Annotated in this window: 15 protein-coding genes; 8 read left to right on the top strand and 7 right to left on the bottom strand. The window is 64.0% G+C overall.

The annotated features are described in order from the left end of the window. Positions 1–33: 33 nt before the first annotated feature. The 6 genes from B9N43_RS01625 to moaC form a co-directional block, all read right to left on the bottom strand. On the bottom strand, positions 34–531 hold the full coding sequence (locus B9N43_RS01625) for a hypothetical protein (RefSeq protein ID WP_145840600.1): 498 nt from the start codon (positions 529–531) through the stop codon (positions 34–36). Between the two features lie 12 nt (positions 532–543). Then, positions 544–1,086: a hypothetical protein gene (locus B9N43_RS01620; protein WP_145840599.1), complete on the bottom strand. Its 543-nt coding sequence runs from the start codon at positions 1,084–1,086 to the stop codon at positions 544–546. Between the two features lie 28 nt (positions 1,087–1,114). Further along, entirely contained in the window at positions 1,115–2,152 is a 1,038-nt protein-coding gene (locus B9N43_RS01615; protein ID WP_145840598.1) for a 4Fe-4S dicluster domain-containing protein, read from the bottom strand. 12 nt (positions 2,153–2,164) lie between these two features. Further along, a complete protein-coding gene (locus B9N43_RS01610) occupies positions 2,165–5,107 on the bottom strand; it encodes a molybdopterin-dependent oxidoreductase (protein WP_145840597.1) in 2,943 nt (980 codons plus the stop codon). Positions 5,108–5,345: 238 nt separating this feature from the next. Beyond that, positions 5,346–5,573 (bottom strand): sulfurtransferase TusA family protein, encoded by a 228-nt coding sequence (locus tag B9N43_RS01605; protein WP_145840596.1) that lies wholly within the window; start codon positions 5,571–5,573, stop codon positions 5,346–5,348. A 61-nt stretch (positions 5,574–5,634) separates the two neighbouring features. Further along, positions 5,635–6,111: a cyclic pyranopterin monophosphate synthase MoaC gene (gene moaC / locus B9N43_RS01600; protein ID WP_145840595.1), complete on the bottom strand. Its 477-nt coding sequence runs from the start codon at positions 6,109–6,111 to the stop codon at positions 5,635–5,637. A gap of 71 nt (positions 6,112–6,182) precedes the next feature. Here moaC and B9N43_RS01595 point away from each other — a divergent pair, with 71 nt between their 5' ends. From B9N43_RS01595 to B9N43_RS01560, 8 genes are all read left to right on the top strand, one after another. Beyond that, on the top strand, positions 6,183–7,643 hold the full coding sequence (locus tag B9N43_RS01595) for a M48 family metalloprotease (RefSeq protein ID WP_145840594.1): 1,461 nt from the start codon (positions 6,183–6,185) through the stop codon (positions 7,641–7,643). 52 nt (positions 7,644–7,695) lie between these two features. Continuing rightward, on the top strand, positions 7,696–9,234 hold the full coding sequence (locus B9N43_RS01590) for an acyl-CoA carboxylase subunit beta (RefSeq protein WP_145840593.1): 1,539 nt from the start codon (positions 7,696–7,698) through the stop codon (positions 9,232–9,234). 30 nt (positions 9,235–9,264) lie between these two features. Next, positions 9,265–10,779, top strand: coding sequence for a CYTH and CHAD domain-containing protein (locus tag B9N43_RS01585; RefSeq protein ID WP_145840592.1), 1,515 nt, complete (start codon positions 9,265–9,267; stop codon positions 10,777–10,779). Between the two features lie 3 nt (positions 10,780–10,782). Then, positions 10,783–11,241 (top strand): SixA phosphatase family protein, encoded by a 459-nt coding sequence (locus B9N43_RS01580; RefSeq protein ID WP_145840591.1) that lies wholly within the window; start codon positions 10,783–10,785, stop codon positions 11,239–11,241. Beyond that, positions 11,238–12,263: a UDP-glucose 4-epimerase GalE gene (gene galE, locus B9N43_RS01575; protein WP_145840590.1), complete on the top strand. Its 1,026-nt coding sequence runs from the start codon at positions 11,238–11,240 to the stop codon at positions 12,261–12,263. Before B9N43_RS01580 ends, galE begins: the two co-directional genes overlap by 4 nt. 122 nt (positions 12,264–12,385) lie before the next feature. Next, positions 12,386–13,210 (top strand): class I SAM-dependent methyltransferase, encoded by an 825-nt coding sequence (locus B9N43_RS01570; RefSeq protein ID WP_145840589.1) that lies wholly within the window; start codon positions 12,386–12,388, stop codon positions 13,208–13,210. After that, positions 13,207–13,833 carry an acyltransferase gene (locus B9N43_RS01565; protein WP_145840588.1) on the top strand — a complete coding sequence of 209 codons (627 nt, stop codon included), beginning with the start codon at positions 13,207–13,209 and terminating at the stop codon, positions 13,831–13,833. Before B9N43_RS01570 ends, B9N43_RS01565 begins: the two co-directional genes overlap by 4 nt. Before the next feature lie 16 nt (positions 13,834–13,849). Next, complete coding sequence (locus B9N43_RS01560) at positions 13,850–14,785, top strand: lysylphosphatidylglycerol synthase transmembrane domain-containing protein (RefSeq protein WP_186453926.1); 936 nt, start codon at positions 13,850–13,852, stop codon at positions 14,783–14,785. On the opposite strand, the gene B9N43_RS01555 is transcribed toward B9N43_RS01560, so the two are convergent. Continuing rightward, positions 14,744–15,655 (bottom strand): SAM-dependent methyltransferase, encoded by a 912-nt coding sequence (locus B9N43_RS01555; protein ID WP_145840586.1) that lies wholly within the window; start codon positions 15,653–15,655, stop codon positions 14,744–14,746. The two genes, B9N43_RS01560 and B9N43_RS01555, sit on opposite strands and share 42 nt — an antisense overlap. Positions 15,656–15,659: the final 4 nt, after the last annotated feature.

Here is a 15,659-nt window from a genome sequence, read left to right as displayed (position 1 = left end):
CCCGCAACATCAGCCAAAGTGCCTCGAAGCACATCACGTCTCAGGTACCGGCGCGGCCGCGACATCCGCCTCGAAGCGCTCCAACAGCGCCAGCAGTCCGGGGTGGGAAGCCAGCAGGGTCTGCGCCTGGCGCGACCAGGGACGCAGATAGCGCTCCCGCAGCCCGTCGATCAGCACCGGCTCCTCCCGCTCGATGGCGAGGCCGAAGATTTCACAGGCCGGCCCCACGTGATCCGGCGGCAGGCGCTTGTCGCTCCATTCCAGCTCCAAATAGTCGGCCGCCCGCATCAGATCCTCCCGCACCGCGTTGCCTTCCCGCTGCAACAGGGCATGGAACAGCGCCGGTACCGGCGGCTGGGGGACGCCGGCATGGAACGCATTCCAGTAATCGACCCGCACATCCTCGAAATCGCCCGGCAGCTGCAGCACCTCCCAGGCGGCCTGATGCTCGTCATTCTCGGCCAGGGGGCTCCACAGGCACGCCCAGGCCAGCATCCGCAGCGCCAGGGGATTGAGTTGTTGCTCGCTCATGGGAAAATCCGCTCAGTCCAGCGACAGCCAGCCGGGGCTGACGGACTTCAGGCCCGCCCGCTCCTGGTCGCTGCCGCGCCATACCGCCAACGCCACCTGCCGGTGGCGCTCCAGCGCCGCCCACTCGGGCAATTCGAACACGATCTCCCAGCGGCCCTGGGACCAGGCGCCCTGGGCCTTCGCCCCGGCAGCGGCACCGCGCCGCACCGACCCCAGCCCCTCGGCATGAATCTGCCAAGGCTCCTGGCGATCCGGCCGCCAGAGATAGCCTTCCACCGCCTGCCCGGGCGCCCCCATGGTCATCCACGGCGCGTCCGCGGCCGTCGGCGCCAATATGGCGCAGGCATCGATGAACTTGTCGGTCTCGTTGGCGATGTCGTCCACCGGCTTGGGACACGCCCAGCTCAGCGTGATCTTCCAGCCTTTGCCGGCCGCCTCGACAGCGACCTCGGCCTGCGCCGTGCGCGGCGTGCCGCGATCGGCATAGGCTGCCGGTACATAGCCGCCGGGCTGGATCACGGTCGGCGCGGGGATCAGGCTAACGGTTTGTTTCATGATGGGCATCTCCGTCCTTCAAGCGGTCTTAAGCCAGCACTTCCCGATGACGGGGCGCCAGTTTGAAGTTGTCGTTCCAGTCGTAGGCGATCAGGAGATCCATGAGCTCGCTGGGCTCGCCGCGCTTCTTCTTTTCCCGTTCGGCCAAGAGGACGTCGAGAGCCGGCTTCACCGCCGCGCCGAAGAGCGATTCCAGATAGGCCAGGGGAATCCGTGGCTGGCCGGTCGGCCGCCCCTGGTCATCCAGTTGCGGCGGGCTCATGGGGGGGACGTAGAAGACATTGGGGCCCAGGCCGTATTCCGGATGCAGCGGGATGGCCACCTTCCATTTCTCCACCAGCTTCCAGATCGGGCCGTCCTGGTCGTCCCGGTAGCCGACGAAGCGCAGGCGGCCTGGACACTGGCGCGCGCAGGCCGGGGCGACGCCCTCCTCCACCCGCGGCAGGCAGAAGATGCACTTGGACGACACCTGCCGCACGTGGTCGTAATAGACCTTCTTGTAGGGACAGGCCTCGACGCAGAAACGGTAGCCGTGGCACTTGTCCTGATTCACCAGCACGATGCCGTCTTCCTTGCGCTTGTGGATCGCGGCGCGGGGGCAGGCATCCAGGCAGGCCGGATGGGTGCAGTGGTTGCACAGCCGCGGCAGATAGAAGTAGTGGTTGTCCTTGGGGTAATTGCCCTTGCCTTCGTCCTCGTCGAAGTTGGGGCCCCACTTCACTTCCTCCTTGGGTTTGATCCACACCTTCACCGGCTGCGCCGTGGAGGCCAGGGCCTCCTGGTGGTTGAACTTCCAGGCCCGGCCGTAGCCGGTGTCGATGCTGGGCAGTTTGCCGCGCTTGGTCTCCCCGGCCAGGTTGCGCCCCGCCGTGTCCGGATCGTGGATGTCGGCCGGGAACCCCTTGCCCGGCATGGTCTCGACGTTGTTCCAGTAGGCGTAGTCGGTGCCCGCGTCGGTGTTCCACATCTTCTTGCAGGCCACGGAACAGGTTTGGCAGCCCAGGCACTTGTTGAGATCCAGGACCATGGAGACCTGGCGATCGGATTTTGGGATGTCGTATTTCATTACAGATCTCCGTCAAACGTTGGCCACGGGCTTGGCGCCCGTGGATTGTCCCGTCCAGGGGCGGATGCCCAGACGGGTGTCCTGAACGGCGCTGCCCGGCTGGTAGCGGTTCATGGCATGGTTGATGTGGCCGTAGCCGCCGGCCATGTGGAGCGGCTTCACCAGCCCCGGAATCAGCCACTTGTAGGACTGGTGATTGGGAAACTGATGCGGTTCCCAGGCATGGTAGTAGTAGGCCACGCCGGGCCGGACCATGGTGGAATGCTTGATGCGCATCCTCACCGAGCCGTAGTCGTTGTAGAGCTCGGCGTAGTCGTGGTCCTTGACGCCGACCTTGGCGGCGTCGGACGGGTTGAGCCAGACCAGGGGTTCGCCCCGCTGCAGGCGCAGCATCAGCGGCGTGTCGCGCCAGGTGGAATGGATGGACCAGCGCGCATGGCAACTGACGAACTGGAAGGGATAGTCGCCCCCGGCCTTCGGGCTTTCCTTGTGGGTGGTGAACTGCTCCCGCATCTCGACGAACCAGGGGTGGTCGATGAAGGTGGTGATCCGGCCGCTGTAGGTGGGCCAAGGCTCCTTGTGCTCGGTGAAGCGCGTCATGGTGTTCAACACGCCCTTGCCCTTCCAGTCCGGGTTGTTCAAGGCGCCGGCCTGCACATTGCCCCCCGTTGCGGTGTATTTGGCGATGCCGGTCTTTTTCAGGCCTTCGATGGTCATGCCCTGGGTGGCATCGCTGCGCAGGATTTCTTCCGCGAGTTTTTCGGCGTCCTTGGGACCCAGCGCTCCCTGGTTGCTGTAGCGTTGGTGCAGGGTCTTCCAGTCGATGTTGCCGCGGCCGCAGCCGTCGAAGACCGGCAGGTTCTGCGCCTTGGCCCGGCGCTCGATCTCCCGGGTGAGCAGCCAGTAGATTTCATACTCGTCCTTGGCTTCCGCCAGGGGCGGCACGGCCACATCGCAGTAATGCAGATACGGGATGTAGGCCATGTTGTACTTGATCCCGGATTTCTCGTACCAGCCCGCCGCCGGCAGGATGTAATCGGCCTGGGTGCCCGTAAAGGAAAACTTGGGGTTGATGTCCACGATCAACTCCATGTCGTCCCAGATATGGGCCTTGAGGAACTGGGGCAGGTTGTTCCGCCGCAGCAGGTTGGCGCCGCCGCTGAAAAAGACCTTGGGCGGCGCCTTGCGCGGCAGCCCCGGCGCCCAGTTTTTCTCGTGAGCCTCGTCGTAATAGGCTGTCAGCGGCCGCGGGAACAGGTCTTTCTCCTCACGGCTCAGGGCTTCCCGGTATTCCTTGGAGCGGAAATTCACTTCCACCACGTCGGTGGTGCACAGCTTGGTTTTCAGGTACCTGTTCTCGGTTTCCAGGGCCACATCGGATTCGGTCTTGCGCTTCATCACGATGTCCAGGGTGGCGTTGAACAATTCTCCGGGCGACATGACTCCCAACAACACGGCAATCCGCCCTTGCAGCCCTTCCTTCTCCATCTGCATGGCGTTGCCGAACCCTTCCAGGTCCACCCAGCCGCACGCCTGGTAGCCGGCCCCCTTGCGACCCAGCGCTCCCTTCAGGGCCAGGCACAGGAGCTTGCTCCGGTTCATCAGGTCCGAATGCAGGTAGCGGTTGGAGCCCCAGGAGGAGAGCACCATGGGCCGTTCGGCCTTGGCCCAGCCTTCGGCGAAGGTACGGATCTGCTCGACGCTCAACCCCGTCACCCGGGCGGTGTGCTCGAAGGTCCAGGGATCCAGATGCTCTTTCAGCATCGCCCCGACGGGCACCACGGCCACTTCCTGGCCATCCTTCAGGGCGATCTTCCACAGGCCGTCGATGGGCGGTTCGAAGTCCAGGCTGAGCCTGCGGGTTTCATTGCCGGTGCAGCCCGGCGCCTTCACCGGCGCCCGCCTGGCGGGGTGCCACATGTAGAGCTGGGTTTCGCTGCCCCCTTCCTTCAGGTCCGCTTCCCGCAGGAAACGCCCCGTGTCCAGGCGGGCCAGGAGCGGCAGGTCGGTCTGCTCCCGCACGTAGGGCAGGTCGATGGCGTTGACCTCGAGCAGATGGCGGGCCACCGCCATCCCCAACGCGGCATCGGTGCCCACGGCGATGGGCAGCCACTGGTCGGCGTGGATCGCCGTGGCGGAATACATCGGATCGATGACCACCAGTTCCGACCCCTTGTAGCGGGCTTCGTAGAGAAAATGGGCGTCGGGGATCTGCGTCACCGAGGGGTTCATCATCCAGACCACCAGGAAGTCGGAGAGGAACCATTCGTCGGAGGAGCCGCCGGCATGGGCGAAACCCAGCGACATGGCGGCCCCGAAATTCAGATCGCCGATCTCGGCCCAGTTGTCGGCGAACAAGCCGCCCGCCATGAACTGGAACTTGAAGCGGCCGGCAGTGGTGGGACCGAAATCGAAGTTGGGCCCGAGATCCTGATAGAGGGTGTCGGTGCCCCAGCGGCTGGCGGCGGCGATGCACTTCTCGGCGATCTCCCCCATGGCCTGATCCCAGCTGATGCGCTCCCATTGGCCGGAGCCGCGAGGCCCCACACGCTTCAGCGGCACGCTGGTCCGGGACGGGCCATACATCACCTCGGTGTAGCAGGCCCCCTTCTGGCATCCCCGGGGATTGAAGTCCGGCACCCCGGGCTCGGACTGTTCATAGGTGGCCGTCTGCTCCTCCCGGACCACGACCCCGTCCTTGACGTAGAGATCCCAGGCGCAGGCGGACCGGCAATTGGACCAGCCATGGGAGCCCTTGGCGATCTTGTCCCAGGTCCAGCGCTGGCGGTAGAGGTCTTCCCAGGTGTTCAGCCGGGACGCCTGGCGGGGACCCAGTGATGCGGCCGCCGGCGTCCTGAAGCGATAGTGGAACAGCGGAATGCCGACGGCCCCCGCGACGGCGGCACCCGCCGCGTATTTGAGAAATCTCCTACGCCCAGATATAACTTCCGTCACAGCCTTCTCCTTTCGGGTGGTCAGATCGGCAACAAGCCGGCGACCGTCACAATAGCCGCGCTCCGACTGGATCCGCAGCGGGCGGACGACCCGCTGATTCCGGCAGGACGGGACGATGCAGTCCACGGCTCGGGGACCAGCCGCAGACACTATATCAAATTAAAAACTAACCGGTCAGTAATTTTTCAAGGGCAGCTGCCGGCGAATCGCCGCGCACGGGACGGCAGACGGCAGCGCCCTACTTGCGCTTCATCAGGAAGACGAATTCACCCGCGCCCTCCTCGCTGGAGAGCAGCTCGTTGCCGGTCTGGCGGGCGAAAGCGGGAAAATCCTTGACCGAGCCGGGGTCGGTGGCGACGATGCGCAGCACTTGGCCGGACTGCATTTCCGCCAGGGTCTTCTTGGTGCGCAGGATGGGCAGCGGACAACTCAGCCCGCGCGTATCCAGTTCCCGATCGACATTCATGGGGTACCTCGAAAATTCAAAATGGAATCAGGCCGCCGCTGCGGCCACACGTCCGCGGGAGCTACGTCCCCGCCTGCCAGTGGCCGGACTTGCCGCCCAGCTTTTCCAGCAGGCGAATCTCCTCGATCACCATACCGCGATCCACGGCCTTGCACATGTCGTAGATGGTCAGGAGCCCCACCGAGACGGCGGTCAGCGCCTCCATCTCGACCCCGGTGCGGCCCACGGTCTCGGCCGTCACCTCGCAGCGGATGATGGCGTTGGCCTCGTCCGGGAAGAACTCGGCGGCGACCCGGGTCAGGCCGATGGGATGGCACAGCGGAATCAGCTCGCCGGCGCGCTTGGAGGCCTGGATCGCGGCGATGCGGGCGATGCCCAGCACATCGCCCTTCTTGGCGTCGCCGCTGCGGATCAGGGCGAACGTCGCCGGCGCCATGCGGATGCGCCCCTCGGCGCGGGCGACACGGCGGGTTTCGGCCTTTTCGCCGACATCGACCATATGGGCCTGGCCGGAAGCATCGAAATGAGTGAGCGTCATGATGTAATGGATTGTAATTGTCGATTGTGCGGGGCGGGAAACCATTCTGCGGCGCGGCTATCATAGTGTCCATGAAAAAGGCACTGCTTGCTCCGCTGATGCTCTCCCTGGCCCTGGCGCCGATCCAGCCCCGGGCGCTGGCCGACGGCCTGCCGGACCTGGGCGAGGTGGCGCAGGTGGATCTCTCCCCGGCGATGGAGCGCCGCATCGGTCTCTCGGTGATGAACGAGATCCGCCTGAAGGAACCCACCTACCTGGATGATCCGGAACTGGAGGGCTACCTCTCGCGCATCGGCAAACGTCTGGCCGCCGGCGTGGATGGCGCGCGCCAGGATTTCGAGTTCTTCGTCCTCAAGGACGCCACGCTCAACGCCTTCGCCATGCCCGGCGGCTACATCGGCGTCCATACAGGGCTGATCCTCGCCGCCCAGTCCGAGTCCGAGCTGGCATCGGTGCTGGGACATGAAATCTCCCACGTCACCCAGCACCACCTGGCGCGCCTGATGAACAAGCAGCAGCAGGGCCAGGTGATGACGATGCTGGCGATGGCCATCGCCATCCTGGCGGCGCGCAACAACTCCAGCATGACGCAGGGCGCGCTGGTCGGCGGCCAGGCGGCGATGATCCAGAACCAGCTCAACTATTCGCGCGACTTCGAACGCGAGGCGGACCGTCTGGGCATCCAGCTGCTGGAGAAAGCCGGTTTCGACATCCGCGGCATGGGCAGTTTCTTCGGGCGGCTGGACAAGTTCGGCCGCATCTACGACAACAACGCGCCGGGCTATCTGCGCACCCACCCGCTGACCACGGAGCGGATTTCCGACATGGAAAACCGCATCGCCATGCGCCCCTACCACCAAGTGCCCGACTCCCTGGAATTCCTCCTGGTCAAGGCCAAGATCCAGGCCCAGGAAGGCACGCCGGCCGATGCCGTGACGACCTTCGAACACCTGCTCAGCGAGCGCAAATTCACCGTCGAGGCACCGGTCCGCTACGGCCTGACGCGGGCACGGCTGCGTGCCGGCGACTACGCCGGTGCGGAACGCGAACTACAGACGCTGCGCCAGGCGAAAGTGAACTCGCCGATGGTGGATAGCCTGGCGGCGGAGCTGCGGATGAAACAGAACGATCCGGCCGGTGCGGCACGCATCCTGCGTTCCGCCCTGGCCCACAGCCCCCAGGAACGGGTGTTGGTCTACGGCCTGGCGGACGCGCTGCTGGCGGACCACCATCCGGACCAGGCGCTGAAGCTCTCCATCGACGATCTCCAGAGCTATCCGTCCGATGCCCGCATGTACCGCCTCCAGGCCCGCGCCTACGCCAACCTCGGCAAGATCCTGCTGCAGCACCGGGCACAGGCCGAGGCCTACTATCACAGCGGCCAGCTGATGCCCGCCATCGAGCAGCTGACCCTGGCGCAGAAGGCGCCCGACGGCGATTTCTACGACCGCTCCAAAGTGGACGCCCGCCTGCGGGAACTCAAGGTCCTGCAGCAGGAAGAAGCGAAAGAGCGCAAGGAACGCGGCCAGTGACCGCGATGCCCTGGTGACACCGGGGCAATAACAACAACGATTGGGGAGAGCAATGAAGCGTAGCGACAAGACGCCGGACGACTGGGCCGTGCTGTTGGAGGAATTCGAACGGCGCAAGGCCCAGGCACACACCATGGGCGGCCCCGACAAGCTGGCCAAGCGTGCCGCCAGTGGCCGCCGCAACGCGCGGGAAATGATCGAACTGTTGGCCGACCCGGGCAGTTTCATGGAACTGGGCACCCTGGTCGGCGGCCACAGTTATCACGGCGAGCCGCCGGTACCCGCCGACGCGCTGGTGGCCGGGCTGGCCACCGTCGATGGCCGCACCGTCGTCGTCGGCTGCGAGGACTTCACGGTGGGCGGCGGCTCCATCGGCCATGGCACCGCCGCCAAACGCATGCGCCTGGCCCGCCTGGCGCACCAGGAACGCTGCCCCCTCATCATGATGCTGGACGGCGCGGGCGCCCGCGCCACCAACGCGCTGGAGCGCCATCCCTACGCGCCCAACGACCTCCAGGAACTGGCCGCACTGTCCGGGCTGGTGCCCACCGTGGCCCTGGTGCTGGGTTCATCCGCCGGCCATGGCGTGCTCACCGGGCTGCTGATGGACTTCGTCATCGCCCTGGAGAACGCCACGCTGTTCGCCGCCGGCCCGCCCCTGGTGCAGGCCGCGCTGGGCGAAAAAGTCAGCAAGGAGGAACTGGGTGCCGCGACGATGCATGCCCGGGAGTCCGGCGTGGTCCACAACATCGTCCAGGACGAGGAGCAGGCTTGCCGCCTGATCCGCCAATACCTCGCCTTCCTGCCGGCCAATGCCTGGGAGTACCCCCCTTCCCGTGTAGAAAAGAAAAAGGACGGCGAACGGCGACTGGATGAAATCCTCCAGGTCGTCCCCTGCAACGGCCGGCAGGCCTACGACATGCGCAAAGTGCTGCGGCTGCTCGCCGACCACGGGGATTTCCTGGAATTCCAGCCCCTCTACGGCACGCCGCTGTTGACCGGTTTTCTGCGCCTGGGCGGCCAGCCCTGCGCCTTCGTCGCCAACCAGCCGGCGGTGCTGGCCGGCTCCATCACCGCCGAGGCGGCGGAAAAGGCCGCCCATTTCCTGCACCTGGCCAACGCCTTCCACCTGCCGGTGATCTTCCTCACCGACAATCCCGGCATCATGTCCGGGACCAAGGCGGAACGGGAAGGCACGCTGCGCGCCGCCGCCCGCATGTACCTGGCCCAGGCCAAGCTGACCAGTCCCAAGCTCCACGTGACGCTGCGCAAGGCCTTTGGTTTCGGCAGTTCCCTGATGGGGATGAACCCATTCGACCAGCAGACCATCACCCTCGCCTTCCCCGGCATTTCCCTGGGCGGACTGCCGGCGGGCGGCGGCGGCAACGCCGCCAAGCTGGACGACGAGCGCAAGGCCCGGCTGGCGGAAGCCGTCGCCAGCGGCGCCTGGAGCACCGGCGACACCATGGCCTTCGACGAGATCATCGATCCCCGTGACCTGCGCAATGCCCTGCTGCGCGGCCTGGCGCTGTCCCTCGGACGGCGCACCGAGGCGGCCGCTCCGGTGCGCATCAGCGGCATCCAGCCCTGAGCGGCTCCGGCCCCTCCGCTACAATGCCTCATGGCCGAAGAGATCGAACTCAAGCTGGCATTGCCGGAAAATGAGCATCAGCGCTTCCTCAGGCATCCGCTGCTGAAGTGTGCCGTTTCCCGCCAGGCCGGCCCGCTGCTGAACGTCTATTACGACACGCCGGATCTGGCGCTGTACCGCAAGGGCATGGCGTTGCGCCTGCGCCGCAAGGGCGGCCAATGGCTGCAGACCGTCAAATGCGCCGGCGCCTCGGCGGCGGGCCTGACGGCGCGCCCCGAATGGGAGACGCCTTACGGCGGCCGGTTCGACTTTTCCGTCGTCAGCGCGCCCAAGGTCCGCAAATGGCTGGAACGCCCTTCAACCCGGGAGCGCATCGTCCCGCTGTTCGAGACCAACTTCCGCCGCGTCACCTGGCGTTTCGAACCGGCGCCGGACTGTGTCGTCCTGCTGATGCTGGACCGCGGCTGGGTCGCCGCGGCCGATCGGCGCGAAGCCATCTCCGAGGTGGAGCTCGAACTGGAGAGCGGTCCGGTATCGCAACTATTCGCCATCGCGGAGCAGTTGGCCGAGCGCGTCACCCTGGTCCCCGCCCTGCTGTCCAAGGCCGAGCGCGGCTACCGGATTTTTTCGGGTACAGCCGAAGCGCCGCTCAAGGCGGGTTCCATTGAACTCGCGGCCGACATGGCGCCGCTGGCGGCCTTCCACCGCATCGCCCTGGATTGCCTGGCGCATTTGCAGGCCAATCATGCCGGCGCGGTCAAGGACGAGGACCCCGAATACATTCACCAGATGCGCGTCGCCGCCCGGCGCCTGCGCGCCGCGCTGCGCTTGTTCTCCCCGCTGCTGCCGGCAGGATTCGCGCAAGGGCTGTTGCCGCCGTTGCGCGAACTGATGGATCTGTTGGGGCAGTTGCGGGATCTGGATGTGCTGCTGGCGGAGATTGTGCAGCCGGTCGTCGCCGCCCTGCCCGACGAACCGCGCCTGGCGGCACTGGCCGGGCTGGTCGCCGCGCAGCGGGAGCAGGCCCGGCAACGGGCGCTGGAAGCTCTGCAGGGGCGCGACTACGGCCGCCTGATGCTGCGGACCACCGCCCAGTGCCATGCCCTGTCGGAACTCCCGCCGGCACCGGGCGCGAAAGCCGCGACCCTGGCCGAGTTCGCCGCACACCGCCTGCGCCGGCAACGCCGCAAGGTGCTGACGCTGGCGGCCGCCGCCAGCCACGACCGGCCGACCAGCCTGCATGCAGTCCGCATCGCCATCAAGCGCCTGCGCTATGGTCTGGAGTTCTTCGCTCCGCTCATGCCCGCGTCCAACTCCCGCCGCCTGCTGGATAAGCTGGTGACCTTGCAGGATATCCTCGGACAACTCAACGACCTGGCCAGCGCCGGAGACCGGCTCTCCCGCTACGCCGCCGACGCCCCGCAGTTGCGGGAAGCGGTGACCCTGGTCGCCGGCTGGCACGGCAGGCGCCACCACCGCTTGCGGAAGCGGATTCCCGCTGCCCTGGCAAATCTGGGCAAGCTGCGCCTGCCGGCATTGGAGTAAGCGATGGACATCATTCTGTGGCGCCATGCCGAAGCTGAAGACGCGCGCCCCGGGCAGGATGACCTGGATCGCGCCCTCACGCCGAAGGGCCAGCGCCAGGCCGCCCGGGTGGCCCGCTGGCTCGATGCCTGGCTGCCGCAGGACACGCGCATCCTGGTGAGTCCGGCGCGGCGTGCCCGCGAAACCGCCCATGCCCTGCACCGCACCCACGAAGTGGAACCCGCCATCGCACCCGCCGCCAGCGCCGCCGACCTGCTGCGGGCCGCGCACTGGCCCGAGATGAAACGGCCGGTGCTGCTGGTGGGACACCAACCCACCCTGGGCGAACTCGCCGCGCTGCTGGTCGGCGGCGAGGAGGATGCGTGGGCGGTCCGCAAGGGGGCAGTCTGGTGGCTGAGTCACTCACCCGGCGCAGCCCGTGTCGACCTGCGGGCTATCGTGGACCCGAAATTCCTCAGATGAGCACCGGCGAAATTCTGGTCACCGGAGGCACCGGTTTCATCGGTTCCCATTGTTGCGTCTCCCTGATGAAACAGGGGTATCGCGTGGTGGTGGTGGACAATCTGAGCAACAGCGATGCCGGCGTGATCGACCGCATCGCCAGCATCACCGGCAGCCGTCCGGCCTTCTATATCGCCGACGTCCGCAACGCGGACGAGATGGACCGGGTGCTCCGACGCCATGACATCTCCGCGGCCATCCACTTTGCCGGACTCAAGGCAGTGGGAGAATCGGTGGCAGTTCCATTGCGGTATTTCGACAACAACGTCGGCGGCACCATCGCCCTCTGTCAGGTGCTGAACACGCATGGGATCAAGCGGCTGATCTTTAGTTCATCCGCTACCGTCTACGGTGCGCCGGACCGTGTGCCCGTCGCCGAGGATGCGCCGCTGCGCCCGGCGAGCCCCTATGGCCACAGCAAAGCGATGGTGGAGCAGATCCTCGCCGACCTGAGTCACGCCGACCCCGAGTGGCGGATCGGCATCCTGCGCTACTTCAACCCCGCCGGCGCCCACGAGTCCGGGTTGATCGGCGAAAGCCCGCGCGGTACGCCCAACAATCTGGTGCCCTTTCTGGCCCAGGTGGCAGCGGGCCAGCGCGATGCCCTGAACATTTTTGGTAACGACTACCCCACCCCGGACGGCACCGGCATCCGCGACTACATCCACGTCATGGATCTGGCCGAGGGCCACTGCGCCGCACTGGAAGCCCTGCTGCAAGGCCAGCCCGGCTTCACCGTCAACCTGGGCAGCGGACGGGGACACAGCGTGCTGGATGTCGTGCGCGCCTTCGAGGCGGCCTGCGGCCACGCGATCCCCTGCCATCACGCGCCACGGCGAGCGGGTGACGTGGCCGAATACTATGCAGATCCGTCACGGGCGATGACCCTCCTCGGCTGGGAAAGCCGCCGCGACTTGGAATCCATTTGCCGCGATGCGTGGCACTCACAGTGCAGGCAGTCCAACGGAGCCTCGCAACGATGACACAGCAACATGAACTGCCAGCTTGTATATCGACCATGACGCTGTTAAGTTCAACGGCCTCAAATCGGAAGGCGGACATGTCCCGCCGCTAATCACAGCCAAACTTTTCAAGGAAACATCGCTTGCTTGCTGGCCAAGAACTCTTCTGGGACAAATCCCTGTCACTATCCGAACGGCTCTACTGCCACCTTCTGGGCATACCGATCGTCGGTCTGCGTATTCGACTGCGAAGAATCAAGAAACTACTGCCCCAAACGGCAGCCAATATCCTTGATGCCGGCTGCGGGCGCGGCATATTCGCCCGCTTCCTGGCTGCAAAGTTTCCCATGGCGAATGTCACTGGTGTGGACTCCGATACCGCACTTCAGGAAAGAAACCGGAACATCGCCCGTGCCATCGACATCGAGAGCCGTTGTGATTTTGTAGTCGCCGACCTGACTCGGTATCAACCAGGAAGAAAATTCGACCTGATTCTCTCAGTGGATAATCTGGAGCACATCGAGGACGACATCGAAGTCATCCACAAACTTGCCTCGATGCTGGCCGAGGGCGGCACAATGATCGTGCATGTGCCCCACTATTACCGGCGCTGGCCCGTCTTCCGCTGGACAGAGAATTTCGACGTACCCGGCCATGTACGCCCTGGCTATCACCTCGCCGAGATCCGCTCCCGAATCGAGGACACTGGCCTAACCATCCAGGCTGCCGGCTACAGTTATGGATTGCTGGAGAATCTATCCAACAATATCTCCTATGCCGTCACGGGAGCGGAAGAACGCAACAAGTACCTGTATGCCCTACTATTTCCGCTCCTCAACTTGATTGCCTGGTTTGGCCAGTGGAGCCGGCCCGACTTCGGTGCCGGAATTTGGATTCGCGCATACCAAGGCACACAGCAAGGCACCACGGCCCTCATGGAAGACGACGTCGAAAGTAAACTCACGTGATCGATCAGAGCACAGAGAAATTTTATCGTCATCAGTTTAAGCGCCTAAAAGCGTCGCCATACCTTCTCTTGCCAGCCATGCTGGCATGGCTCAAAGGCAGTTGGTACAAACTGATTTTCCGCTTGCAAGGGAGGCGCTTCCGGGCCGGACACTGGTTTAGAGTGTATGGTGTCATGAATGTCAGCGGGCCAGGCGCCATTGAGTTCGGCGACAACTGCATCGTAATCTCCAATGCCATTCGCCCTGTCTGTATCCGCACGCTCACCCCTCAGGCAAGGGTAGTCTTAGGCGACCATGCTGGTCTGAACGGAACAGCCATTCAGTGCGCCAATTCCGTCACCATCGGTGAGCTTTCCAACATCGCCGATGCCTACATTACCGATACCCCGGCCCACAGCCTCGGAATACATCGTAGACAGGAGTCCGTACTTGATGTGCCGGCAAGTCCAGTGGAAATTGGACGTAATGTGTGGGTTTCGGTACAAGTGGTCATTCTCGATGGCGTCTCGATAGGCGAAAACTCCGTTATCGGTGCATGTTCCTTGATTCGCGATGCGGTTCCCGCCGATGTGTTCGCGGCAGGTAACCCGCTGAAAGTGATTCGACGGATCGAGCCGGAGTAAACGGGAAATGCGTCCCATGCTGCCTACCCTCTCGCTGGCTTTCGGGTTGGCGCTGATCGCCGCTCTCCTCGGATGGATTGGTACTGGCGCTGTGGTCGCAGGCATTACGCGTATCTCACTTCCAGCGGCAGCAGTGGTTGTCGCGCTTGTGGCGGGAGCCACCTTTCTGGGTGCCATCAATACTTACCAATTGCTCCGGATCGACAATCAGATACCCCCCTTTCATCGCTATCTGCCCCTGTATTGGTTCTCATGGTCACTGGGACTGGTACTTCCCGGACAGATCGGCGATATGGCCGCACTCTCCGCACTCTTGAGAAAACATGACATACCGATCACTCGCTCGCTGGGGCGTACCCTGGCGGACAAGATCACATCGATCATCATCTTTGCACTGGCTGCGTTACCGGGCATTGCGGCCCTGGCGGTGGAATTTCCGCTACCCATAATGCAGCGCGGTACTGCTGTCATCGCAGCCATACTGTCGGTCTGCGCCATAAGCGTCACCCTTGTACTGCTCCGAAACTCCCTCCGACTTCGACACCTGATACAACTTGCCACTGAGATTCCTCGGGAAATAACATTGCTGATCCGTCATCATCCCATCCCACTGCTCAACAACCTGCTCCTGACGCTGATCAAACTGTTGGTGACAGCAGCAGCCTACCAGGCGGTCTTGGGAGCTGTATCACCGATTCCGCCGCCGTCCCTGACCACGGTAGCCAGCCTGATGTCGATCAGCGCCCTGGTCGCCTACGTCCCGGTCACATTCAACGGGATAGGTACCGCCGAGATCACCGGAGTCGCAGTATTTGGGACTGTCGGACTATCAGCGGCCAACGTCATCTCCGCGTATCTTTTACTTCGTCTTCTGGTGCTTGCCGTCGCCTGGATACCCAGCACCGTCTGGCTACTGACGCTGGCGATTGGTAGAAAAAATGCGGCAGGCTAGCCGCTCGGTGAGGTTTCCCGGCAGAGTAGGCAATTCCGGCTGCCTTCCGGTCCAGGCTACTGCGTATATGTCATTTGACAAAAGCAGCTTACAGGGTGTTTGGCTGGCGATTTCCAGCAGCGATCCCCAAATACCGGTCAGCATTGGATACAGCCGATCCCGTTGATCGCCAAAACGAGTATCTCGCGCATTCCAACGCGCTTGCGCCGGCATAAGTTGCTCAAGCCAGACATGCCCGCTCAATCCGCAATGGTCGAGCATTTTCGACAATGCAGGAAGGTCCTGCTCATTCACATGGACCACGCTGTCTATCGGTCCTCTGGGATTTTCCGGAACCCTCTTGCTTAAACGATTCAGACAGGGAAACGTCAAGTCATACACCCAGCGATTGGGCAACGTATGGATTACCGCATAGCCTCCCGGCGCCAGCAACCGCGACACTTCACTAAACATGGACTCCAGTTGTTCCGGCAGCAAATGCTCGACAATATCAAGCATGGTGATGCGGTCGAAGCTGGCGTCAGCAAAAGGCAGGTTGCAGGCATCCGCCTGCAACAATCCATACTTGTCACATCCTCCCTGGCCTCTACGAACTTCACTCGCATATGTAATCGATACCGAGGAAAAATCGATTCCGACCGCAAAAGCACCTTTTCTGGCAGCGATAGCAGGCACCTCTCCGCGACCGCAGGCAATGTCCAACAATCGCGTTCCCTGATCGATGCACGCGAGTTCAATCGCCCGGGCGACACGGGGCCTGGGGTCTTCAATGTCTCGCAACACTTCGCTCGCAATCGAGCCCTGTCCCCAGGCCGAGGCGATCCAGGTTTCGTCATAGCATGTTGCAGAGACAGGTTTTTTCGTTCCCATCGAA

The sequence above is a fragment of the Denitratisoma sp. DHT3 genome (genome assembly GCF_007833355.1).
Classification (GTDB): domain Bacteria; phylum Pseudomonadota; class Gammaproteobacteria; order Burkholderiales; family Rhodocyclaceae; genus Denitratisoma.
The sequence above is the reverse complement of the archived record's forward strand: the minus strand, read 5'-3'. Positions and strand labels throughout refer to the sequence as shown.

Excerpts from the sequence above, each read along its gene's own strand:
- B9N43_RS01625 (WP_145840600.1), bottom strand. The coding sequence starts at position 531 with ATGAGCGAGCAACAACTCAATCCCCTGGCGCTGCGGATGCTGGCCTGG.
- B9N43_RS01620 (WP_145840599.1), bottom strand. The coding sequence starts at position 1,086 with ATGAAACAAACCGTTAGCCTGATCCCCGCGCCGACCGTGATCCAGCCC.
- B9N43_RS01615 (WP_145840598.1), bottom strand. The coding sequence starts at position 2,152 with ATGAAATACGACATCCCAAAATCCGATCGCCAGGTCTCCATGGTCCTG.
- B9N43_RS01605 (WP_145840596.1), bottom strand. The coding sequence starts at position 5,573 with ATGAATGTCGATCGGGAACTGGATACGCGCGGGCTGAGTTGTCCGCTG.
- moaC (WP_145840595.1), bottom strand. The coding sequence starts at position 6,111 with ATGACGCTCACTCATTTCGATGCTTCCGGCCAGGCCCATATGGTCGAT.
- B9N43_RS01595 (WP_145840594.1), top strand. The coding sequence starts at position 6,183 with ATGAAAAAGGCACTGCTTGCTCCGCTGATGCTCTCCCTGGCCCTGGCG.
- B9N43_RS01590 (WP_145840593.1), top strand. The coding sequence starts at position 7,696 with ATGAAGCGTAGCGACAAGACGCCGGACGACTGGGCCGTGCTGTTGGAG.
- B9N43_RS01585 (WP_145840592.1), top strand. The coding sequence starts at position 9,265 with ATGGCCGAAGAGATCGAACTCAAGCTGGCATTGCCGGAAAATGAGCAT.
- B9N43_RS01580 (WP_145840591.1), top strand. The coding sequence starts at position 10,783 with ATGGACATCATTCTGTGGCGCCATGCCGAAGCTGAAGACGCGCGCCCC.
- galE (WP_145840590.1), top strand. The coding sequence starts at position 11,238 with ATGAGCACCGGCGAAATTCTGGTCACCGGAGGCACCGGTTTCATCGGT.
- B9N43_RS01560 (WP_186453926.1), top strand. The coding sequence starts at position 13,850 with ATGCTGCCTACCCTCTCGCTGGCTTTCGGGTTGGCGCTGATCGCCGCT.
- B9N43_RS01555 (WP_145840586.1), bottom strand. The coding sequence starts at position 15,655 with ATGGGAACGAAAAAACCTGTCTCTGCAACATGCTATGACGAAACCTGG.